17 protein-coding genes are annotated in these 22,714 nt (G+C 42.4%); 14 read left to right on the forward strand and 3 right to left on the reverse strand.

Going from position 1 to position 22,714, the window contains the following annotated elements; all coding sequences use genetic code 11:
- Positions 1–63 precede the first annotated feature (63 nt).
- The 3 genes from JMX18_RS10480 to JMX18_RS10490 all read left to right on the forward strand — a co-directional run bounded on the left by JMX18_RS10480 (position 64) and on the right by JMX18_RS10490 (position 2,831).
- A complete protein-coding gene (locus JMX18_RS10480) occupies positions 64–1,032 on the forward strand; it encodes a uroporphyrinogen-III synthase (protein ID WP_201587556.1) in 969 nt (322 codons plus the stop codon).
- A gap of 132 nt (positions 1,033–1,164) precedes the next feature.
- The gene (locus tag JMX18_RS10485) at positions 1,165–2,208 is read left to right on the forward strand and encodes a hypothetical protein (RefSeq protein WP_201587557.1); all 1,044 of its coding nucleotides are present in this window, start codon (positions 1,165–1,167) and stop codon (positions 2,206–2,208) included.
- A 92-nt stretch (positions 2,209–2,300) separates the two neighbouring features.
- Positions 2,301–2,831: an acyl-CoA thioesterase gene (locus JMX18_RS10490; RefSeq protein ID WP_201587559.1), complete on the forward strand. Its 531-nt coding sequence runs from the start codon at positions 2,301–2,303 to the stop codon at positions 2,829–2,831.
- 125 nt (positions 2,832–2,956) lie between these two features.
- Here the strand turns inward: JMX18_RS10490 and ribBA are convergent, their stop codons facing one another.
- Both ribBA and JMX18_RS10500 read right to left on the reverse strand, forming a co-directional pair.
- Entirely contained in the window at positions 2,957–4,069 is a 1,113-nt protein-coding gene (gene ribBA, locus JMX18_RS10495; protein ID WP_201587561.1) for a bifunctional 3,4-dihydroxy-2-butanone-4-phosphate synthase/GTP cyclohydrolase II, read from the reverse strand.
- A gap of 93 nt (positions 4,070–4,162) precedes the next feature.
- Complete coding sequence (locus JMX18_RS10500; RefSeq protein WP_201587562.1) at positions 4,163–5,452, reverse strand: replication-associated recombination protein A; 1,290 nt, start codon at positions 5,450–5,452, stop codon at positions 4,163–4,165.
- Between the two features lie 244 nt (positions 5,453–5,696).
- Between JMX18_RS10500 and JMX18_RS10505 the strand changes: the two genes are divergently transcribed.
- Both JMX18_RS10505 and JMX18_RS10510 read left to right on the forward strand, forming a co-directional pair.
- Positions 5,697–6,233 (forward strand): type IV secretion protein Rhs, encoded by a 537-nt coding sequence (locus tag JMX18_RS10505; RefSeq protein ID WP_201587564.1) that lies wholly within the window; start codon positions 5,697–5,699, stop codon positions 6,231–6,233.
- A 181-nt stretch (positions 6,234–6,414) separates the two neighbouring features.
- Positions 6,415–7,311 carry a putative periplasmic lipoprotein gene (locus JMX18_RS10510; RefSeq protein ID WP_201587566.1) on the forward strand — a complete coding sequence of 299 codons (897 nt, stop codon included), beginning with the start codon at positions 6,415–6,417 and terminating at the stop codon, positions 7,309–7,311.
- 145 nt (positions 7,312–7,456) lie between these two features.
- On the opposite strand, the gene gltA is transcribed toward JMX18_RS10510, so the two are convergent.
- Complete coding sequence (gene gltA, locus JMX18_RS10515) at positions 7,457–8,737, reverse strand: citrate synthase (RefSeq protein ID WP_201587568.1); 1,281 nt, start codon at positions 8,735–8,737, stop codon at positions 7,457–7,459.
- 978 nt (positions 8,738–9,715) lie between these two features.
- Here gltA and sdhC point away from each other — a divergent pair.
- The 9 genes from sdhC (at position 9,716) to sucD (ending at position 22,673) form a co-directional block, all read left to right on the forward strand.
- Positions 9,716–10,102, forward strand: coding sequence for a succinate dehydrogenase, cytochrome b556 subunit (gene sdhC, locus JMX18_RS10520; protein WP_201587570.1), 387 nt, complete (start codon positions 9,716–9,718; stop codon positions 10,100–10,102).
- 20 nt (positions 10,103–10,122) lie between these two features.
- Positions 10,123–10,488 (forward strand): succinate dehydrogenase, hydrophobic membrane anchor protein, encoded by a 366-nt coding sequence (gene sdhD, locus JMX18_RS10525; protein WP_227674708.1) that lies wholly within the window; start codon positions 10,123–10,125, stop codon positions 10,486–10,488.
- Positions 10,489–10,876: 388 nt separating this feature from the next.
- Positions 10,877–12,727, forward strand: a complete 1,851-nt coding sequence (gene sdhA / locus JMX18_RS10530; RefSeq protein ID WP_201587574.1) for a succinate dehydrogenase flavoprotein subunit — start codon at positions 10,877–10,879, stop codon at positions 12,725–12,727.
- Positions 12,728–12,883: 156 nt separating this feature from the next.
- Positions 12,884–13,594 (forward strand): succinate dehydrogenase iron-sulfur subunit, encoded by a 711-nt coding sequence (locus JMX18_RS10535; protein WP_201587576.1) that lies wholly within the window; start codon positions 12,884–12,886, stop codon positions 13,592–13,594.
- Between the two features lie 800 nt (positions 13,595–14,394).
- Positions 14,395–17,289, forward strand: a complete 2,895-nt coding sequence (locus JMX18_RS10540; protein WP_201587578.1) for a 2-oxoglutarate dehydrogenase E1 component — start codon at positions 14,395–14,397, stop codon at positions 17,287–17,289.
- Between the two features lie 117 nt (positions 17,290–17,406).
- Entirely contained in the window at positions 17,407–18,660 is a 1,254-nt protein-coding gene (odhB, locus tag JMX18_RS10545) for a 2-oxoglutarate dehydrogenase complex dihydrolipoyllysine-residue succinyltransferase (protein ID WP_201587580.1), read from the forward strand.
- A 215-nt stretch (positions 18,661–18,875) separates the two neighbouring features.
- On the forward strand, positions 18,876–20,327 hold the full coding sequence (lpdA, locus tag JMX18_RS10550) for a dihydrolipoyl dehydrogenase (protein ID WP_201587582.1): 1,452 nt from the start codon (positions 18,876–18,878) through the stop codon (positions 20,325–20,327).
- Positions 20,328–20,484: 157 nt separating this feature from the next.
- Complete coding sequence (gene sucC / locus JMX18_RS10555; RefSeq protein ID WP_201587584.1) at positions 20,485–21,651, forward strand: ADP-forming succinate--CoA ligase subunit beta; 1,167 nt, start codon at positions 20,485–20,487, stop codon at positions 21,649–21,651.
- Positions 21,652–21,797: 146 nt separating this feature from the next.
- Positions 21,798–22,673, forward strand: a complete 876-nt coding sequence (sucD, locus tag JMX18_RS10560; RefSeq protein WP_201587586.1) for a succinate--CoA ligase subunit alpha — start codon at positions 21,798–21,800, stop codon at positions 22,671–22,673.
- Positions 22,674–22,714 lie beyond the last annotated feature (41 nt).

Raw genomic sequence — 22,714 nt, forward strand, 5'->3', positions numbered from 1 at the left:
TAAATGGCTTAGGATTGGCTGTTATTGGCCTGACTTACCTGAGCCTTATGTAGTGGTATCTCTATGACTAGTTCCTCTTATTTATCATCGGCACTACCTACTGTGATTAATACGCGGCCTACCGAGCGTGCTGAGCCTTTAACGAACCATTTGCAAGCAGCGGGCTTTCCAGTGGTTGAAATTCCTATGTTGAGCTTGCAGTTACTGCCGACTACCACAAGTGATGTCGATATTATGCGCCAATGGCTGGCTGGTGATTATCAGGCGCTAGTCATCGTTAGCCCTACGGCTGCCGCTTCAGGATTAGCGGTTTGGCAAAAGCTAGAAAAAGAGAGGCGAAATGACAGTCAAATAACGACTGCTCATAATGAAAATAAATCAGCAGCCGTAAAAACAATGGAACCCAATAGTCATGTAAATGAGCAAGCGCCGAGCCATATCATTGCTGTTGGTGCAGCGACCGCTGCGGTCTTACAAGATCCTAACTTACAGCTGGACTGCCAAGTATTAAAGCCTGTTTTGGCTAATAATGAAGGCATGCTGGCTATGCCAGAGATTGAAAGTTTACAAGCGGGTGATAAATTATTGGTATGGCGTGGTCTTGGCGGTCGGAGACTGTTGGTCGATACTTTACAAGCGCGTGGTGTGCATATTGATAGTATTGCTTGGTATGAGCGTACCATGCCAGATACAGCACACACTGAGTATCAGCAGTGGTTAAGCGGTTTTATTCAGCAAAAAATATCTACAGATTTGATAAAACCTGTGGTTATTATTAGCAGTGGTACTGCCTTTGAGCATTGGCTATCGGTAGTCGAGAACGCTCAAAAAAGAGGCTCAAACCCTAGTGTTTCTATTACTAATGATAGGAGTCATAAAAACTCTGTGCAGTTGGCAGACTTTAGCTATGTAGTATTAGGAGAGCGTTTGGCTAATATAGTAGCCGAGCGGCAGTTAAGTCATTGCCAAGTAGAAGATTTAGATCCTGAAACTATCCTAACGGCTATCAAATCTAACTTTATTAATAGGTAGCCACTCTAAACATCTAAGTGGTTGCTTTTTTAAGTGATTAGTTTAAGTTAAGTAGTTTTTCAAGTTAAGTGGTTATTTCGATTTATTACTTATCTTAATTGCAGTTATATTCAATCATTACGGTACTGCTTTATGTCAACCAAGCCTAAGTCCTCATCTAAAAACCCTTCTGTAGGGCAGCAGCGCCGGAAAGCCAGTATTCTATTGTTAAGATTACAATGGTTGTTTTTTCTGCTATTTATCATCGCATTAGTTGGGCTGTACGTCAGTCAACAACGCTTTCAAAATCAAGTTAAGTTACGTCTGCAGAATAATGAGCAAGTTATCAGCCGTCTAAATGAGATGGATGATCGGCTATTTGCTATCAGTCAACAAGCGCCAGCTGCAACAGATATAGTGGTGGGTAGTCAGGCACAAAATCAACTAGACTTGCTACGTATTCAGATGCAAGCTGTAAATAGCTTGCTCATGGATGACAATTATAAAGCCGCAATTGATTTGTTACGCGGATTACAATGGCAACTGTCGCAAAGTAGCAACGAGATTGCGCCTGCCCTAACGATTATTATCAAACAAAGCTTGGAGCAAGATATCGAGCGGCTGCAAGCGCAAAGTGCACAACCAAGCTCGTGGCAATTGCAAAATCTGGCTATCCAAAACATCCAAACGTTTTTGCACAGCCATAAGATTATTAGCAGCCCTAAGCTTAGTAACAGCCCTGAGCTTAATAACAGTTCTGAGCGTAACAACAGTTATAAAACTGGTAATAGCACTCAACAGCTTCCTCCAAAAAGTACAAATGGAGTTCTGACTCACCAGCAGCTTACGGTTCATGAAGTCATCATGACTTTGAATCTAGCTATGCAAGCCAGTAATATGCGTGAGCAAGACCAGCTCAGCGCTTATCTACGCCAAGCCCGAAAACAATTGCAAACCTTGAACAATAACAATTCGAGCGCCAGCGATACCAATACTACAACTTCACAGCAGCGTAGTTCGGACAATACTATAACTGCTGAAACCAAGCGAGAGCTCAGTACTAGGCTCAGTAATCAGCAACAACTGCCAAACGATATCCCAGAGGTCATTACTTGGCTGGATGAGTTGATTGCTTATGCGCCAACCCCAACTTCATTATTAACTACGCAGGTTTTAGAGCAGCCTCAACCTGAATAGGACGCATTGCGGTGATCTTGATGATCCCAAAGATAACTGGTAACAATCTTCTAGTACCGCAAAATATACTAATTATAATATAGAGGACATTTATGAATGATAATATTATAAATAACACTGATACTGACGATAGTAACCAACAATTAACCTCAGAAGTGCTTAGATTAAATAATGGTTGTCATGAGATACCTGCAGCGTTGGCTCACTATCCTGTGATCCACGAGCAACCCATTCAATGGGGGGAGATGGACGCATTTAACCATCTGAATAATGTAGTGTATTATCGCTATGCTGAGTCGGCTCGTATTGGCTATTTGCAAGCTTTGGGTATGTTCGACGGTAGTATGGTAATGATGCTGGCACATTCAAGCTGCCAGTATTTACTACCAGTTGCTTATCCAGATACCTTGTTATTAGGGGTGCGCTGTCAGCGTTTGGGGACGACCAGTATGGTCATTGAATATAGTTATTATAGCTGCGACCAGCAAACCGTGGTAGCGACTGCCGAGGCAGTGATAGTACGTTTAGATAGCGCAGGTAAAGAGAAGCTACCTTGGAGCACAGAAGAGCGTATGCGCTTATTTGAATTAGAGAAAAAGGTAGGTCATACGCCTGAGAGCTGATTTTTATTAACATTATTTGATATAAAAATTTTCTTATATAAAAGCAGCATAAGTGTCAACAATAGAAAAGCCGGCTAAAATAGCCGGCTTTTTTACTGCTTACTTTATTAAAAAATCAATATATCCTAGTCTTGAATAGGCGAATGAATAAATTCTACGACGTTCAGATCAAAGCCCGATAAGGCATAGAATTTCATTGGTGAAGATAATAAACGCATATCACGCACGCCTAAATGACGCAAAATCTGGGCGCCAACCCCAATGCTACGATACGGCTGTTGAGTGATAGTAGAGACCGATTGATTGGCTGATGCTTTATCTAGTGCATCACCTAAATCAATCGGCTGATGGTTGCCAATCCAGACCAATACCCCGCGCTCAGAAGTACTAATTTCTTTTAACGCTGAACGCACGCTCCAGCCACTGCGTCCTGTCATATCGCTTTTGGCAGCAAACAAATCCCGTAAGGGATGGAAACCATGTACTCGAACCGTACTAACCCCAGCAGCAACATCACCTTTAACTAACGCTATATGGGTTTCATCTGCCCCAAATTCACGGAAACGGTATAGGGTAAAAGTACCGTACTCAGTCTCAAACGGACGTGATTCGATTTCTTCAACAGTTTGCTCGTTAGCAATCCGGTAGTTAATAAGATCAGCGATGGTACCGATTTTAATACCGTGCTCTTGCGCAAAAACCTCTAGATCATCACGGCGAGCCATAGTGCCATCATCATTGATAATCTCAACGATCACGGCGGCGGGCTCAAGTCCTGCTAGACGAGCTAAATCACAACCGGCTTCAGTATGACCAGCACGATGCAGGACTCCGCCATTTTGAGCCATAATTGGGAAAATGTGCCCAGGCTGAACAATGTCTTCAGGTTTAGCTGCAGGAGCGACGGCGGCTTGTACGGTACGAGCACGGTCAGCAGCAGAGATGCCTGTAGTTACCCCTTCAGCGGCTTCGATGGATACAGTAAAGTTGGTACTGAATTTTGCTTCGTTACGATCTGACATCAAAGGTAACGCCAGTTGTTGACAACGGGCTTGAGAAAGGGTCAAGCACACCAATCCGCGTGCATGGGTAATCATAAAGTTGATATCTTCAGGACGCACATGAGTGGCGGCCATGATTAGATCGCCTTCGTTTTCGCGGTCTTCGTCATCCATCAAGATGACCATTTTACCTGCACGAATGTCTTCAATAATTTCAGGGATTGTATTTAAATTCATAAAAGTCTCTTATATTATTATCTATAACAGTGGGAAGTATAAAAATGAATGACATAGGTCACATTTATCATGAATTGAGCCGTAAGCGCTAAGTCAGTCATTACTAGCGGCCTGATTCTTTAGCCAATCCATAAACTGTTTACTATGCTGTTCGCGTTGATTATCAGCAAACTCATAAAAGCGCGTACCGATAAGGTTATCAGGTAAATAGGTTTGCGCATAATAATGATTGGGATAATTGTGTGGATAAGTATATCCGGCTCCATAACCCTGATCTCGCATCAGTTTAGTCACCCCATTACGCAAATGTAGAGGGACTGGTGAAGCATCTTTTTCTGCTAAGCTCATTGCTGCATTAATGGCTTTGTAGGTACTATTACTTTTGGCGCTGGTAGCGAGATAAACCACCACTTGACCTAAGATAATACGCGCCTCGGGCATGCCAATAGATTGTACACTACGCAGGGCTGCATCGGCGAGTAGTAGTGCATTAGGGTTGGCATTACCAATGTCTTCACTGGCCAAAATAACCAGTCGACGGGCGATAAAGTCAGCGGGCTCACCGCCAACTAGCATCCTTGCCATCCAGTATAAAGCAGCATCAGGATCCGAGCCGCGAACCGATTTAATCAACGCTGAGACTATATCATAATGCTGCTCGCCGTCTTTGTCATAACGAACCAGCGCTGTTTGTGCCACCCGGGCTACCAGCTCATCATCTATAATAATCGGAGACTGTTTCGGGTTAGCCGTTTGCACGGCAAGCTCTAATAAGTTAAGCGCTTTACGAGCATCACCATGTGCCAATTGATTGATGAAGTTTTGAGCCTGTAGATCGATAGCAAGGGTTTTAAGTAGAGTATCCTCAGTAATGGCGCGCTGCAGTACCGCATTTATTTGCTCGCTACTAAGTGGCTCTAATCGATAGACTTGACAGCGCGATAATAAAGCATTATTAACACTAAAAGAAGGGTTTTCGGTAGTAGCGCCTATCAAAGTAATATCGCCGGCCTCTACGGCACCCAATAAGGCATCTTGCTGCGCTTTATTAAAACGGTGAATCTCATCGATAAACACCACTGGCGACTCAAAGCTTAACGAGTCTTTACTGTCTAATACTTCGCGCAATTGTTTCACACCAGTATTCAGTGCTGATAACGCATGAAAAGGACGCCCAACCGCATCGGCTAGCAGCATCGCAATGGTGGTTTTACCAATACCAGCCTCCCCATGCAATATAATGGAGGGCAGATGATTCTGTTCAACCAAACGACGCAGAGGAGCGCCTTCGCCTAACAGATGCGCTTGACCTATAATGTCATCAAGTAACAGCGGGCGCATACGCTGGGCCAGCGGTGTATCTGCATGAAAAGTAGGGGGCATATAATACTCTCAACTTAAAATAAAAAATAAGCTAATAATTTGCTTATATATAATTTACTTTGGTAAACCAATCATTTATAAAACAGCTAGTATTAGCCCAGTAAGCTAATGGCGCTCTGCCTTGAAAAACTCAGCTAAATGTAGCATTTATGTCTTAGGCGCTTTTATTTGGCAACAATAAGCCTTATTAATGAATAACTTAGCCTAAATAAACCATTTAAGATACAGCGGAGATAGCAAGGTCATGATAAAGCAAAGCATACAGCAGTTATTGAGCTACCCGCGGCATTTATCAAGTCGCCATCAACAACAATCTCGTCCACTAAGCAGCGGCGAGGTCGCTCTAGCACGTTCAATATTTGGAGACAGCTTAGATATTAGTAACATACGGCTAAAAACCGCTTGGTGGGTGCTCAAAAACTATGCTGTCAGCCCTAATGGTCATATTTATTTTCATCCGGCTGATTGGATTGCTGATTTTAGTCAGGCAACAATGGGTAAGCAAAGCTGGCTTATTCATGAGTTGACCCATGTCTGGCAATTACAACAAGGTCTAAAAGTTGTGCGTGGCGCCCTTATCAATCGTCGCTATCGTTATGAGCTCGAAGTAGGGAAGTCGTTCTTCAAATATGGGATTGAGCAGCAAGCCAGTATGGTACAGGACTACTTTTTGCATCGCCAAGCCGGTTACGACTGCCAAGCTTTTGAGACATGTATTCCGTTTTTAGCGCTACAGCATAATGATAAAGTAGAACCTATCGACAGCTCGTTCACAGTTTAATCTTCGGATTATGGCAAATAAACGCTATGATAAAAAATGAGGATAAAAGTTCGTCTCCAAATAACGCTCTAAAATAATATAGCTGAGCTTAATCTAATTAAGCCGATAGAATCAAAGTTAAAATAAAACGAGAACCAAAATAAGTTTAAACACCTACTTTAGTTTTAAAAGGATTTTTACTGTGATATTTGACATTTTGCGTGCAGCGCTTGTTTCAATGCTAAGTGCTAGTTTGCTCCTAGCTGGTTGTCAGCCAGCGCCTACTCCCTCTGAGGATTCTACTGATCAGCAAGCTGAATCAATCGACGATAAGGTCGCAAAATCGCTCTCTATCAGTGATTCAGCTTTGGCGCACATAGAGCAGTTCCAGCCATTATATGTTGAACAAGTACAAAACCTACAAAGACGTTTACAAGCAGAGTATGAGTCCCTAAAAGCCGCTGACGCCGCCGATAATGATAGCTTATCTGATAGCGCTATTGAAAACGTTCCGACAACTGATACTGATAATGCTGTAAGTCCGCCTGGAATTAGTAATACCACCACTTTAGCTGATGAGCAGACCAAGACTGATGTAGGCTCGAATACTAGCAGTGAGGCGACCGCAGTAGATACCAATGAATCTAAAGATACAGAAATAAATACCAGTACCGAGATAGGTGAACGTGATTTAGAAGTATTAAAGCGCATTAGCTTTGAGCCAAAAGAGCCTGAGATACTAGATGGAAAACAAATTATCGACTCTTATCAAAAGGCTACTCGGGCTTTATATCAAACGGGATTACCCAGTGCCGAGGAAACGGATACCCTGCTCAATATCGCCACTTTGATACCGCAGTTTTTTGAGCATCCTGAGATCGCTGAACGGCTAGACAGTAAAAGTCCTACGTTGGCACGTTTGATTGTTCAGCAGCAAATTTGGGAGCAGATAGAGGCGCAGCAAGTGGCCGATATACAACAGATGAAGCAGTCGCAACAGGCGGAGTTTGAAACCTTGATGGCAAAATTTGATGAAACTATTAAAGGTTATGATGAGCAAATCGCTAAATATGAACAGCAGCTAGAGAGCTTTCAATAAGGCTTGGATAAGAGTATAAAGTTTAGTTGAAGATCTGAGATCTAGAGTAAACCTCATAAACGATTACATAAAAAAATCCCGCACATTGGCGGGATTTTTTCTGATCTATAAACTACTTGAGGGTTTAGGCGCTTAACCTAGACTCTTATTTACGGTCTTCAACTTTTACGAAATCACGCTTAGTCTCACCCGTGTATAATTGACGTGGGCGACCAATTTTGAACGGGGCGCTATGCATCTCTAACCAATGGCTGATCCAGCCTGAGGTACGAGCTAGAGAGAAAATAACGGTGAACATTGAAGTTGGAATGCCGATGGCTTTTAAGATAATGCCAGAATAAAAGTCAACGTTAGGATATAAGTTACGATCAATAAAGAACGGGTCTTCTAACGCAATTCTTTCAAGCTCCATCGCCAATTCAAGCTTAGGATCGTTGATACCTAGCGCTTCCAATACTTCATCACAAGTCTCTTTCATGACTTTTGCGCGAGGATCGAAGTTTTTGTAAACACGGTGACCAAAGCCCATTAGCTTAACTTCACGGCTTTTCACTTTTTCCATGAACTCAGGTACATTTTCAACAGAACCAATTTCATCTAGCATTTCAAGCACAGCTTCGTTGGCGCCACCATGTGATGGACCCCAAAGTGCGACGATACCCGCAGCGATACAAGCGTAAGGGTTAGCGCCAGTAGAGCCAGCTAAACGAACGGTAGAGGTCGAAGCGTTTTGCTCATGGTCAGCGTGCAAGGTAAAGATTTTGTCCATTGCTCTAGTAATGACGTCATTTGGCTGGTAATCCACATCAGCCGGTGTAGCAAACATCATGTATAAGAAGTTTTCAGCATAGCTAAAGTCATTACGAGGATACATAAACGGTTCGCCCTGTGAGTATTTATAACTCATAGCGGCAAGGGTTGGCATTTTAGCAATCAGGCGAATGGCTGTAATTTCACGATGGTACTCATCACTAATATCTAAGTCTTCATGATAAAAAGCTGATAATGCACCAACAACACCGACCATAATAGCCATTGGGTGGGCGTCGCGACGGAAGCCTTCAAAGAACTTGCGCAGTTGATCATGAACCCCAGAGTGCTTACGGATTTTTTCAAAGAAGTCTTCTTTTTGCTCGCTATTAGGTAGATCACCGTGAATAAGAGCGTAGGCTACTTCTAAATATTCTGCATGGTTGGCCAATTGATCGATAGGGTAACCGCGATGTAGCAGCTCACCCTTGCCACCATTGATGAAAGTGATTTTTGATTCAACTGGGGCCGTTACTTTAAAACCTGGGTCATAAGCCCAAAAGCCTGAATCTTGTAAAGCAGCAACATCAATAACTGGGCGTCCTAGAGTACCCTTGATAATAGGTAGTTGGTATTCCTTACCTTCTGCTGTTAGTGTGGCATTTTGATCAGCCATGGTTTCTTCTCCATTTCCATTGATTTTAACTTGTTAGCATAAATAAAAGTGCTACCGGCGCTTACTTGTGCGCCGTTTTCGCGATTTTAGTGGTCAAACATACATACAAACACGAATTCAGTTCATTTAGTAATCCAGCTATGTTACCAGCAATTCAATACAATTTGAAAAGACTTTTAGCAGTATTTGCTCCAATTAGTATAGTTTTAGGGTGTTTCTCTATCGTAAATTTTGTATCAAAATATGTCTAATAACTTATTTCTAGATAAAATAGCTGTTTTACCGCAAGGGGGTAGTTTGCGCCAGTCGGCAGTAAAATAGCGCTGCTTAATATTATAATAACAATAGTCATTAGTATTTTTTATCAATAAAAGTCGGCAGAAACTGATAGAGTATGACTAACAGATAATTAAGATAATGATAATCAAATTAAAACACTAAGAAAGGTCGCAGTAGCAATATCACAAAAGTCTATATTTCTGCAAAAATAAGAGTCATAGTTATTATTTAGGGGATAAATTTGTAATTAACGTTCAGTCATTTTATAATTAGCACAATTTAACTGATACAAGCTTTGTTTAGGTCGAGGCATGTGAGCAGAGAACCCCTCCTTTAACATGCTGCTGATTTATATTTTGTTACGATTGAAGAGCTGTTTTAAAAGCTTAACAATACTTTGTGGCTTGAATGTTTTTGTTATTTGTTCTATTTTTAAATTGGTTCTTATGAAGTCAGACTTAATAAAGATAACGCTGTGGTAGTTTTGATACGTTATCTTTTTTGCGTTAAGGCTACAATTAAAATAGACCAGTTAACATGGATAGCTTGATAGCGTTTGACAACATGGTGCCGTACAAAATTAGCAAGGTCAGCTAGCTCTTCCTTACTATTTTATTCGTCTCGTGTGTGGCTATTGGCTTAGTAGGAGCAGATTCTATTTAGCTTTGATAGCAAATACAGGAGTATAACCGCAAAAGGATGCCCGCTGTGAAAAGCAACAGACCCATTAACTTGCCTTTGAGCCAAGTGATTAGCGTTAATAGCTCACCGATAGCTAGAGCCTCGATTTTACATCGTATCTCAGGAATTATCTTATTCTTACTTATCCCTATCATGCTTTGGTTATTACAGAATTCTTTGGCGTCGCCTGAGAGTTTTGAAACTGTGTTTGATAACGTTTTGGTACGCTTCGTAGCATGGATATTCGTCGCTGCGACTGCTTATCATTTCGTGATGGGGATAAAGCATTTATTTGCTGATATGGGCATGCACGAAGAGCTAAAAACAGGTCGGACTGCGGCCGTGGTAAGCTTTGTAATTGCAGCCATTCTAATTGTCGCGTCGTTTGTATGGGTGATGTTCTAATGATTAAAAATAATTCAGGAATCAAAAGTGCTACCGGCTTAACCGGATCAGGCTCACGTGATTGGGTGGTGCAGCGTTTTAGTGCAGTGATCCTAGCTATTTATAGTGTGGTGCTGGTTGGCTTCTTTTTAACCCATGGCAACATGGATTTCTATGAGTGGTCAGCATTTATGAATAGCCTACCTATGCGTTTATTTAGCTTGCTTGCTATTATCGCTTTGGCTGGACACGCTTGGGTTGGTATCTGGACCGTTTTGACTGACTATATCAAGTCAGGTGGTCTTCGTTTAATCCTGCAAGCCCTAATGATCGCTGCTATTTTGGTCTATTTGTTCTGGGGTATTATGATTTTTTGGGGTAATGGCTTTGGTGTCGTTGCCGTTTAACTTTTAAGCATTTAGATGGAACGTTATGGCTAATGAAGGACTATAAGCTTAATTTTTAGTACTCATTGTTAGTATTGACCAGTCCCTAAAGGCAGTCCTCAAATTAGCCATGAAATAATTTATGTTATTATGTCACGCAGGCTCACCATCTAAGAGCTTTGCCCTATATAACATAATGACAAGTATGCAAATTTTAGTAAGTGCTAAAAGATTGTTTGCATCATTCTAGGTAATTCGCTTTTTTATTTAACAAGATTTGACAATTACTCAGATCAAGATTTATCAGCCTTCTATCTATAGTTAGTTCTAGATGATTAGCTGATAATTTATTGTTCAAACAGTCTTTTAATTTACTCCGCAAGCATCATCAGGCATTAGGAAAACCGTAATGGCAACTAGACAAGACAACACCATTAGTAATATTAAGACCCTAAATTATGACGCGGTCATCGTTGGTGGCGGTGGGTCAGGTATGCGTGCTTCGCTACAACTGGCTGAATCCGGCATGAACGTCGCAGTCCTCACCAAAGTATTCCCAACACGCTCGCACACTGTAGCCGCTCAAGGCGGTATTGGTGCAAGTTTAGGTAATATGAGTAATGATAACTGGCATTTTCACTTCTATGATACGGTAAAGGGCTCAGACTGGTTAGGCGATCAGGACGCCATTGAGTTTATGTGCCGAGAAGCACCAAAAGTAGTCTATGAGCTTGAGCACATGGGCATGCCTTTTGACCGTAACGAAGATGGCACTATTTATCAGCGTCCTTTTGGTGGTCATACTTCAAACTATGGCGAAAAAGCAGTCCAGCGTGCTTGTGCTGCGGCTGACCGTACGGGCCATGCATTATTACATACGCTATATCAAAAAAACCTTGAGCAAGGTACCGAGTTCTTTATCGAATGGATTGCTCTTGACTTAATTAAAGATGAAGCTGGTAATATCAATGGCGTTATTGCTATTGAGCAAGAAACTGGAACGGTTGCAGTATTCCAGTCGCCGGTCACTGTACTAGCTACTGGCGGTGCAGGCCGTATCTTTGCTGCTTCAACTAACGCATACATCAACACTGGTGATGGTATTGGAATGGCGGTGCGTGCCGGTGTACCACTACAAGACATGGAATTCTGGCAATTCCACCCCACGGGTGTACATGGTGCTGGGGTACTATTAACCGAAGGGTGCCGCGGTGAAGGCGCAATCTTACGTAATAAAGATGGCGAAGCTTTCATGGAGCGTTATGCACCAACCGTAAAAGACTTAGCCCCACGTGATTTGGTTTCACGGTCAATGGACCAAGAGATCAAAGAAGGCCGTGGTTGTGGCCCCAATGCGGATCATATCGTCATGGACATGACCCATTTAGGGGTAGACACCATTATGAAGCGTTTACCATCGGTATTTGAGATTGGTAAAAACTTTGCTAACGTTGATATTACTAAAGAGCCTATTCCTGTTATTCCAACCATCCATTATATGATGGGTGGTATTCCAACGACTATTAATGGTCAAGTTATCGTACCTGACTTAGAAGCGGGTACTGATGAGGAAGGTCTATATACTGAAGGTAAAGTAGTTAAAGGCCTTTATGCTATCGGTGAGTGTGCTTGTGTAAGTGTTCATGGTGCTAACCGTTTAGGGACCAACTCACTGCTTGATTTAGTGGTCTTTGGCCGTGCGGCCGGTAAACATATCGTTGATGAATATCATCATAACGATCATAATTACAAGCCATTAGATACCCATGTACTTGACTTTACGATTGGCCGTTTAAACAAACTACAACAGTCAACTGAAGGTTACAATGCTCAAGATGTGGCTGATGAGATACGTGCTACTATGCAGAAGCATGCTAGTGTATTCCGCACTCAAGCCCTTATGGACGAAGGTGTTGAACAGATATTAGCATTAGGTGAAAAAGTTGAGAACATCCATCTAGCGGATAAATCTCAAGTATTCAATACCGCACGTATCGAAGCTTTTGAAGTCATTAACCTGTACGAAGTAGCAAAAGCAACCATGATTTCAGCAGCTAATCGTCACGAGAGCCGTGGTGCCCATAGTGTTTCAGACTATGATCGTCCAGAAGATGATGATTATGCACCAAATGGCCGTAATGATAATGATTGGATGAAACATACTTTGTGGTATTCTGAAGGTAATCGTATTATCTATAAGCCCGTTCGTAAAATCCCGCTGACTGTAGATTATATTGAGCCAAAAGTTCGAGTTTATTAATCTTAAAAGTTTTATCCTTTATTAATTTATTAAAAAGGTGACCGCCAGCTACATGCATATATCAATGTTATGATAAATAACCAGTAACACCTCAATAGCATTGATATACTGCAGCCTTTGTACGCCCGCCATCACCTATGTGTGGAGTTTAGCATTATGAGCCGAGGTACTCGCACCATCGAAATTTACCGCTACGATCCTGATAAGGACGCAGCACCACGTATGGAGAGTTATACGATTGAGCTTCTAGAGTCAGATCGTATGCTACTCGACGTACTTTTACGTTTAAAGAAGCAAGACGAAACCATTACGTTCCGTCGTTCATGCCGTGAAGGTATTTGCGGATCTGACGGCGTGAATATCAATGGTAAAAATGGTTTGGCATGTCTAATCAACATGAACACCTTACCTGAGAAGATTACTGTTCGTCCGCTACCAGGTTTGCCAGTAGTTCGTGATCTGGTCGTTGATATGAACCAGTTCTACGAGCAATACGAAAAAGTACATCCTTACTTGATCAACGATCAGCCAGCACCGCCAACGGAGCGTTTACAATCGCCTGAACAGCGTGAGCAGCTAAACGGTTTGTATGAGTGTATTTTGTGCGCTTGCTGCTCAACCAGTTGCCCATCATTTTGGTGGAATCCTGATAAGTTCTTAGGTCCATCAGCTTTATTACATGCGTATCGTTTTGTTGCTGACAGCCGTGACAGTGATACTCAAGCTCGTTTGGCTCGTTTGGATGATCCATTTAGTTTATTCCGCTGCCGTGGTATCATGAACTGTGTATCGGTCTGTCCTAAAGGCTTAAATCCAACCAAAGCTATCGGTCATTTACGTAACATGCTTATCGATCAGGCCGGTTAAGTTTAAAGTAAACTTGTTATTGTAGCCTTATATTTATTATGTAAAGAACACCGCTTATTAATAGGCGGTGTTCTTTTGTTAAATGCTTTTGCTCTGCATTTAGAAGTAGCTTGTAACCAAAAGTTGGCTTGATGTAATTCTATGATAATGAGACGTTGATAAGCTGTAAAAAAATGCGGTTTGTTACTTATTATTGTGGCTAGTGCAGTATAGTAGGATTTAGTATAAGCCTATAAACCAGTTTTGTTGTTTAATAAAATCCCTATAAAGGGTTATAATACTAGTGGAATGATTCCTTAGCTTATAATGGTTATTCATTAGGTAAATACCTAGTATTAAACAAACAAACTATGTCAGGTAATTTTGACATGTTACGCTAGATGGCAATGTATGTCTGGTACTGAGCGTTAGGATTAGTACTCAAAGATAAACCAAGGAAGTGTTGCTACAACTGAGATAACCGCACGATTAGTTAATTAAATTGAGCAGCTGGGTATTGATATTTTTAGTAAAAGCTCCATGCTAATTGATAATAGTTCATATTATTAATCTAAATTAGCTTTTTTATGAGAGTATAAATGGTATTAGCCATTTGCCAAGATTATGCAGAAGCAAGATTAAGCAAAAGTAGAATTACGCAAAAGATAGTAGCTAAATAGCTATTTTTTACAACTTATTATCAACTAGATGCTTAGTAGAGGTTTTTCTATTGTAGGCCAGTTTTTGTCGGTCTAGCTTAAGAAATCCTATACATCAATAAGCACAATTCCATTCATTTATCTATCAAATAGACGATTATTATGAATAGTACAATTAAAAAAACAGCTGACGTAGGACACACTGAACTCGCTGCTGACAACGCCCATTATATAGAGTCTCTTTACGAGCAGTATTTAGACGATCCTAGTAGCGTCGATAAAGATTGGCAAGATTACTTTAAACAGTACCAGTCTCCTAATGACGTTAAGCACAATGATATTAAAGATCAGTTTTTGCTGCTTGCTCGTAATCAAACTGCGAACAGAGGCAGTGCTCCTGCTGCTACTTCAGGCGGGACTACAGAAGCCAATGCAGCAAACTGCGTAGACCCTAAGCAGATGAGCGTGCAACAGCTTATCTCCGCTTATCGTCGTCGTGGTCATCGCCGTGCTCAACTCGACCCATTAGACTTGCATCCTCGTGCTGAAGTCGAAGATTTGACTCTAGCTTACCACGGCCTTTCAGAGGCTGATTTGGATACAGTATATCCGACCAATGACCTTAATATCGGTAAGTCAGAAGCGCCGCTGCGTGAGATTATTGAAATCATGGAGCGAGTCTATTGTCGTTATATTGGCGTAGAATATATGCATGTCACCACCAGTACTGAAAAGCGCTGGATGGAAAAATATCTTGAAAGCAATTTAGGCCATATTGAGTTTGACAAAGAAAAGCGTTTGTCTATTCTTGAGCGCCTAACCGCTGCTGAAGGTTTAGAAAAATATTTAGCTCGTAAATATACGGGTGTAAAACGTTTTGGTCTAGAAGGCGGTGAGAGCTTTATCCCAGCCGTCAATGAGATTATTCAGCGTGCTGGTGGCTATGGAACCAAAGAGATGGTTATTGGTATGGCTCACCGTGGACGTTTGAACTTATTGGTAAACATACTAGGCAAAAATCCATCTGATTTATTTGATGAGTTCGATGGTAAAATCCAGCCAGAAAAAGGTTCGGGCGACGTAAAATACCATAATGGTTATTCTTCAAACGTTATGACACCAGGTGGTGAGGCACATTTAGCATTAGCCTTTAACCCCTCACATCTTGAGATTGTTGCTCCTGTACTTCAAGGCTCAGTACGTGCGCGCCAAGTTCGTCGTAATGATCAGCCGGGTCACAGCGATAAAGATGGTAATACCGTATTACCTATTGTTGTCCACGGTGATGCCGCATTTTCAGGACAAGGTGTAGTACAAGAAACCTTCCAGATGTCACAAACTCGTGCTTACACGACAGGTGGCACGCTACATATCGTTATTAATAACCAGGTAGGTTTCACCACTAGTCGTCAAGAAGATTTGCGTTCAACTGAATACTGTACTGATGTAGCAAAAATGGTCCATGCGCCTATTTTGCATGTGAACGGTGACGATCCTGAATCGGTAATATTTGCTGCGCAACTGGCGCTTGATTACCGTCATGAGTTTGATAAAGATATCGTTATTGATCTATTTTGCTATCGCCGTAACGGTCATAATGAGGCGGATGAGCCTTCAGCTACCCAGCCACTAATGTACTCAGTTATCAAAAAGCTGCCAACCACTCGTACGATTTATGCCCAGCAATTAGTTGATGCAGGTGTGATTAGTGATGAAGAAGCTAAAAACTATGAAGATGATTATCGTGAATCCTTAGATCGTGGTGATTACGTAGTGAACTCATTAGTACGTGAGCCTGATGAGGACCTGTTTGTGGATTGGACCCCTTATCTAGGTCATGACTTAGTAGATGACTGGGATACCAGCGTCGATATAGAAAAGCTAAAAAAGTATGGTCGCAAAATGGCAGAGATGCCAGAAGGCTATAAGCTACAGCGTCAAGTCCAAAAAGTCGTCGAGCAGCGTTTAGCTATGCAGACGGGTGAAGAGCCGCTGAACTGGGGTGCCGCTGAAACCCTAGCTTATGCAAGTCTAGTTGACAATGATGAAGTCTTGGTTCGCATCACAGGTGAAGATGTCGGCCGTGGTACCTTCTCCCATCGTCATAGCGAAATATACAACGTTAACGACGGTAGCATGTATGTACCGCTCGCTCATATTAGCGAGAAACAAGCCCGCTTTGCTACTTACAACTCACTATTGTCAGAAGAAGCGGTTTTAGCCTTTGAATACGGTTATGCGACTACGGTGCCTAATGCATTAATCGTTTGGGAAGCCCAGTTTGGTGACTTTGTAAACGGTGCGCAAGTGGTTATTGACCAGTTTATATCAAGTGGTGAGACCAAATGGCAGCGTGTCTGTGGTTTGACTATGCTGTTGCCACACGGCTATGAAGGTCAAGGTCCTGAGCATTCATCAGCCCGCCTTGAGCGCTTCTTACAACTGTGTGCTGAAGACAATATGCAAGTGATTACCCCAACGACACCAGCACAGATATTCCATGCGCTCCGTCGTCAAGCGATACGCCCTATACGTAAACCATTGGTAGTAATGTCACCAAAGAGTTTACTGCGTCATAAGCTTGCGACCTCTACGCTAGAAGAGCTGGCCAACGGTAAGTTTGAAACCGTATTACCAGAGGTTGATGAGCGTAACAATGACAAAGTAACTCGTCTGCTTTTATGTGGTGGTAAAGTTTACTATGATTTACTTGAACAGCGTCGTGAGCTAGGTTTAGAACATATAGCCATTGTCCGTATAGAGCAGCTCTATCCTTTACCCGAAGAGCGTTTGATTGCAGAAATTGAGAAATATAGCAATCTAAAAGAGATTGTCTGGACACAAGAAGAACCACTAAACCAAGGTGCTTGGTATTATTTAGCGCCGCATATGTTCCGTATTGTGGTACCACATCCAACCAAAGCAAAAGTAATGGAACCCGTAGCTCGTCCTGCTAGTGCAGCACCAGCAACAGGCTCACCTAAATTACATGCTCAGCAGCAGCAAGCTTTAGTTGCAGAGGCTCTTGGTGTCAGTGTTGATGAGCTGGCTAAATAAGTAAATTAAAAATCGTTTAAGTTAATGAATCAGTGATAGCAGTCAATACTTATTGCCCAAGTTGATTGCTTGTCGCTTTATAATAAATAGTAAAATCTAAATCTAAGGAGTATTTCGATGGCTGATATTAATGCCCCCGCGTTTCCAGAGTCGGTTGCCGACGGTACAATCGTTGAATGGCATGTTTCTGAAGGTCAGCAAGTTAGTCGTGATGATCTATTGGCTGAAATTGAAACCGATAAAGTAGTACTAGAAGTAGTTGCACCTGATGACGGTGTAGTGACCAAGATTGTTAAGCAAGTTGATGATACCGTCGAATCAAATGATTTGATTGCAGAGTTTGAAGCAGGTGCAAGCGGTACTACAGGTGACAGTGAAGACTCAGCACCAGCCGTAGATCCAGATCAGCCAGCCGCTCCTGTACAGAAAAAACAGGCTGCAGATGGCGGTGAGCCAGTACAAGCGACTGACAAAAAGGGTGATGCCGATCATAAAGATCAAAGCCCAGCGGTACGTAAAGCGGCCAAAGAGAGCGGTGTCGATCCTAAAGAAGTTGAAGGTAGCGGCCGCGGCGGACGAGTAACTAAGTCTGATATGGCTAATCCTACTCTAAAAGCTGATAGCTCTATTAAGTCTGATAGTGGTCGTCCAGTTGCTGAGTCAACGGGTGAGCGTACTGAAAAGCGTGTAGCAATGACACGTTTGCGTAAAACAGTAGCTAATCGTCTATTGGCAGCGACTCAAGAAACAGCGATGCTGACTACCTTTAATGAAGTCAACATGAAGCCGCTTATGGATATGCGTACTAAGTACAAAGAGCAGTTTGAAAAGCGTCATGGTGTACGCCTAGGCTTTATGTCACTGTTCGTAAAAGCAGCTACTGAGGCTCTAAAGCGCTTCCCATCAGTTAATGCGTCATTAGATGGTGATGACATTGTTTATCATGGCTTTTATGATATCGGGGTTGCTGTATCATCAGACCGCGGTCTAGTAGTGCCTGTATTACGTGATACTGATCAGATGAGCATGGCGGATGTTGAGAGTAAAATTCGTGAGCTTGGCGGTAAAGCGCAAGACGGTAAATTGGGTCTAGACGAAATAACAGGCGGTACCTTTACGATCTCTAATGGTGGTGTATTTGGTTCGCTAATGTCTACGCCGATTTTGAACCCACCACAAACCGCTATTTTAGGTATGCATGCGATTAATGAGCGTCCTATGGCTGTCGATGGTAAAGTAGAGATTTTACCAATGATGTACCTCGCTCTTTCTTATGACCACCGTATGATTGATGGTAAAGAAGCCGTATTATTCTTATCAACTATCAAAGAGTTGGTTGAAGACCCAGCGATGCTACTACTAGATCTATAAGCTTCTAAGCTTGTATTGGCAACCGCTGATACAAGCTTTTTACCTTTTAGACTGAACCAATATTCTGCAATTCCTATAAGAAACTTATAAAGCATCTGTATAAAGTAGCGTATTGGCTACAGAGTCAGCAGCTGATTTTCAGTTTTTTACTTATCAATAAACAATTTAATGTTTTAAATCCTAATTAAAACTAAAAAATAGAAAAGGAACGTACTATGAAAGACAATTATGATCTAGTCGTCATTGGCGGCGGTCCTGGTGGTTATGAAGCCGCTATTCGCGCAGGCCAGCTTGGTATGAGCGTTGCTTGTATCGAAAAACGTACTTATAAAGGTGAGCCTGCACTTGGCGGTACTTGCTTGAACGTCGGCTGTATTCCATCAAAAGCTTTGCTAGATAGCTCGCATCGTTTCGAGGCCACCAAGCATGAGCTTGAGGAGCACGGCATCAGTACTGGCGACGTCTCTATCGATGTAGAAAAAATGATCGAGCGTAAAGAAGGTATTGTTAAGCAGTTGACCGGCGGTGTTGCTGCCCTATTGAAAGGCAATGGCGTTGATTGGTTGCAAGGCTGGGGTACCTTGGTAGATGGTAAGGGCGACGATAAAAAAGTCAAATTTACCGCTCTTGAAGATGAAGCCGAAAGCACTATCACCGCTAAAAATGTCATCCTAGCGGCGGGTTCAGTGCCTATTGATATTCCAGTTGCCAAAACTGATGGTGAGCGTATTGTTGATTCAACAGGCGCACTTGATTTCACCGAAGTACCAAAGCGTCTAGGTGTCATTGGTGCCGGCGTTATTGGACTTGAGCTGGGTTCAGTATGGCGTCGTCTCGGTAGCGAAGTGGTCATTTATGAAGCATTACCTGAGTTTTTAGCGGCCGCTGATAAAGACATGGCTAAAGAAGCCGGTAAGTTGCTCAAAAAGCAAGGCCTTGATATCCGCGTTGATACCAAAGTAACCAACGCTGAAGTTAAGGGTGATGAAGTTGTAGTCACTAGCGAGAAAAAAGGCGAGTCAGCAGAAGAAACTTTTGACAAGCTCATTGTTTGTGTAGGACGTCGTGCTTATTCTGAGAAGCTCTTGGGTGAGGACAGTGGTCTACAGCTTACTGAGCGTGGTCTAATTGAAGTTAATGATCAGTGCAAAACCAATCTAGACGGCGTTTATGCTATCGGTGACTTAGTACGTGGTCCAATGTTAGCGCATAAAGCGATGGAAGAAGGCATGATGGCCGTAGAGCGTATTCACGGTGAAAAAGCTCAGGTCAATTATGACACTATCATCAACGTTATCTATACTCATCCAGAGATTGCTTGGGTCGGCTTAAACGAACAAGAAGCGAAGGAAGCGGGTTATGAAGTCAAAACCGGCTCATTTAACCTAGCTGCTAATGGTCGTGCTTTGGCACAAAGTGAAGCGCAAGGCTCTATAAAAGTCGTTGCCGATGCCAAAACTGACCGCTTACTGGGTATGCATGCTATCAGCGCTGGCGCCGGCGACATTGTCCATCAGGGTATGATTGCGATGGAGTTTGTCTCTAGCATCGAAGACTTGCAACTAATGACCTTTGCTCATCCCACCATCTCAGAAGCGGTGCATGAAGCGGCTTTATCTGCAGATGGCCGTGCTATTCACGCTATTCAGCGTAAAAAACGCAAATAACAATAGTTATTGAACCCGTTATTGCACTTACTGCTAGCCTAATTAATGGTCTAATAAGTTAGTAAGTGCAATAGTAAGGATCTCTAAGGTGCTAAACATATATTGTCAGGCACCTGTTTTTACTTTTATTAATGATAAAAAATAAAGGATACAATCAATGAATTTACATGAGTATCAAGCAAAAGAGCTATTAAAAAGCTACGGGCTGCCCATTCAAGAAGGCATTACCGCTTATAGTGGTGAAGAAGCCGCTGCTGCTTTTGATAAAACGCCTACAGATATGGCAGTAATTAAAGCCCAGGTTCATGCTGGTGGCCGTGGTAAAGCAGGTGGGGTAAAAGTCGTTAAAACTCGTGAAGAAGCTAAGCAAGTGGCTGACGAGCTTATCGGTACCAATCTAGTAACTTTCCAAACCGATGCTGACGGCCAGCCTGTCAACTTCGTATTGGTCGCAGAAGATATGTATCCAGTGCAAACTGAGTTATATCTTGGTGCGGTTGTTGATCGCTCTACACGCCGAGTTACCTTTATGGCGTCAACCGAAGGTGGTGTTGATATTGAAGAAGTGGCTAGCTCAACGCCAGAAAAAATCTTTAAAGTAACCGTTGATCCATTAGTTGGTCTTATGCCTTATCAAGCGCGCGAAGTAGCGTTTAAATTGGGTTTAGAAGGCAAGCAGATCAATCAGTTTGTAAAAATAATGTCAGGTGCTTATCAAGCATTTATTGAAAATGATTTTGCTTTACTTGAAGTGAATCCACTTGCCGTACGTGAGAATGGCGAGATCGTTTGTGTGGATGGCAAAATTGGTATCGATTCAAACGCCTTATATCGTCTACCTAAAATTGCAGCGCTGCAAGATAAAACCCAAGAAAACGAGCGTGAGCTAAAAGCAGCTGAGTTTGACCTAAACTATGTGGCTTTAGAAGGTAATATTGGCTGTATGGTAAACGGTGCAGGCCTTGCTATGGCTACTATGGACATCATCAAGCTGTATGGCGGCAAACCAGCTAACTTCCTAGACGTTGGCGGCGGCGCTACTAAAGACCGCGTAGTTGAAGCGTTCAAAATTATCCTAGAAGATAGTAGTGTTGAAGGCGTCCTAATCAATATCTTTGGTGGTATCGTACGCTGTGACATGATTGCAGAAGCTATCATTGCCGCAGTTAAAGAAGTTGACGTACAAGTACCGGTTGTGGTGCGTTTAGAAGGTAATAACGCTGAAAAAGGTATTGAGCTCCTAGAGCAGTCTGATGTAAAAATTATCTCGGCCCAAGGCCTAGCAGGCGCGGCTCAAAAAATCGTCGATGCTGTAAAAGCTTAATCTTTTAACGTCAAGTTTTAAGTAGATAAGTGCAGCAGTCAAAGCGTAATAGTGTCTCTTTTAGCCTAAAAATAACTTGGTTATGATTTAATAAACTATAAGCTGACGAGCGCTATTACAAGACAACCGAATACAAGGAAAAAATAATGAGTGTATTAATTGATAAAAATACCAAAGTCTTGGTACAAGGTTTTACCGGTAAAAACGGTACATTCCACTCTGAGCAAGCTATCGAATATGGCACCAAAATTGTCGGCGGTGTTACCCCTGGTAAAGGCGGTCAGACGCATTTAGGTCTGCCGGTATTTAATACGATGGCAGAAGCGATGAATGAGACTCAAGCCGATGCTTCAGTCATTTATGTTCCTGCCCCATTCGTTTTAGATTCAATTGTTGAAGCTATCGATGCTGGCGTTAAGCTGATTGTAGTGATCACTGAAGGCGTACCAACTATCGATATGCTAAAAGCCAAACGCTACTTAGAAGAAGCAGGTGATGTACGTTTGGTAGGTCCAAACTGCCCAGGCGTTATTACTCCAGGCGAATGTAAAATTGGTATTATGCCAGGCCATATTCACTTGCCGGGCAAAGTAGGTATCATCTCACGCTCGGGTACGTTAACTTATGAAGCAGTAGCCCAAACGACTAAGCTGGGCTTTGGTCAGTCAACCTGTATCGGTATCGGTGGTGACCCTATTCCTGGTATGAACCAAATCGATGCGCTAAAACTGTTCCAGGATGATCCACAAACCGAAGCGATCGTGCTTATTGGCGAGATTGGTGGTACCGCTGAAGAAGAAGCAGCAGCTTATATCAAAGAAAACGTTACCAAGCCTGTAGTCGGCTATATCGCTGGGGTTACCGCTCCTGCTGGTAAGCGTATGGGTCACGCTGGTGCCATTATCTCTGGCGGCCAGGGTACGGCTGAAGAGAAGTTTAAAGCCTTTGAAGATGCTGGTATCGCTTATACTCGCGATCCATCAAAAATCGGTGATAAATTGAAAGAAGTTACTGGTTGGTAAGCTATTCAATCCTTTGACTATATATAAGTTTGGTAAGAAAC

The sequence above is a fragment of the Psychrobacter jeotgali genome, from assembly GCF_904846315.1.
GTDB lineage: Bacteria > Pseudomonadota > Gammaproteobacteria > Pseudomonadales > Moraxellaceae > Psychrobacter > Psychrobacter jeotgali.

Coding starts and splice junctions, on each gene's coding strand:
- JMX18_RS10480 (WP_201587556.1), top strand. CDS start 64: ATGACTAGTTCCTCTTATTTATCATCGGCACTACCTACTGTGATTAAT.
- JMX18_RS10485 (WP_201587557.1), top strand. CDS start 1,165: ATGTCAACCAAGCCTAAGTCCTCATCTAAAAACCCTTCTGTAGGGCAG.
- JMX18_RS10490 (WP_201587559.1), top strand. CDS start 2,301: ATGAATGATAATATTATAAATAACACTGATACTGACGATAGTAACCAA.
- ribBA (WP_201587561.1), bottom strand. CDS start 4,069: ATGAATTTAAATACAATCCCTGAAATTATTGAAGACATTCGTGCAGGT.
- JMX18_RS10500 (WP_201587562.1), bottom strand. CDS start 5,452: ATGCCCCCTACTTTTCATGCAGATACACCGCTGGCCCAGCGTATGCGC.
- JMX18_RS10505 (WP_201587564.1), top strand. CDS start 5,697: ATGATAAAGCAAAGCATACAGCAGTTATTGAGCTACCCGCGGCATTTA.
- gltA (WP_201587568.1), bottom strand. CDS start 8,737: ATGGCTGATCAAAATGCCACACTAACAGCAGAAGGTAAGGAATACCAA.
- sdhC (WP_201587570.1), top strand. CDS start 9,716: ATGCCCGCTGTGAAAAGCAACAGACCCATTAACTTGCCTTTGAGCCAA.
- sdhA (WP_201587574.1), top strand. CDS start 10,877: ATGGCAACTAGACAAGACAACACCATTAGTAATATTAAGACCCTAAAT.
- JMX18_RS10535 (WP_201587576.1), top strand. CDS start 12,884: ATGAGCCGAGGTACTCGCACCATCGAAATTTACCGCTACGATCCTGAT.
- JMX18_RS10540 (WP_201587578.1), top strand. CDS start 14,395: ATGAATAGTACAATTAAAAAAACAGCTGACGTAGGACACACTGAACTC.
- odhB (WP_201587580.1), top strand. CDS start 17,407: ATGGCTGATATTAATGCCCCCGCGTTTCCAGAGTCGGTTGCCGACGGT.
- lpdA (WP_201587582.1), top strand. CDS start 18,876: ATGAAAGACAATTATGATCTAGTCGTCATTGGCGGCGGTCCTGGTGGT.
- sucC (WP_201587584.1), top strand. CDS start 20,485: ATGAATTTACATGAGTATCAAGCAAAAGAGCTATTAAAAAGCTACGGG.
- sucD (WP_201587586.1), top strand. CDS start 21,798: ATGAGTGTATTAATTGATAAAAATACCAAAGTCTTGGTACAAGGTTTT.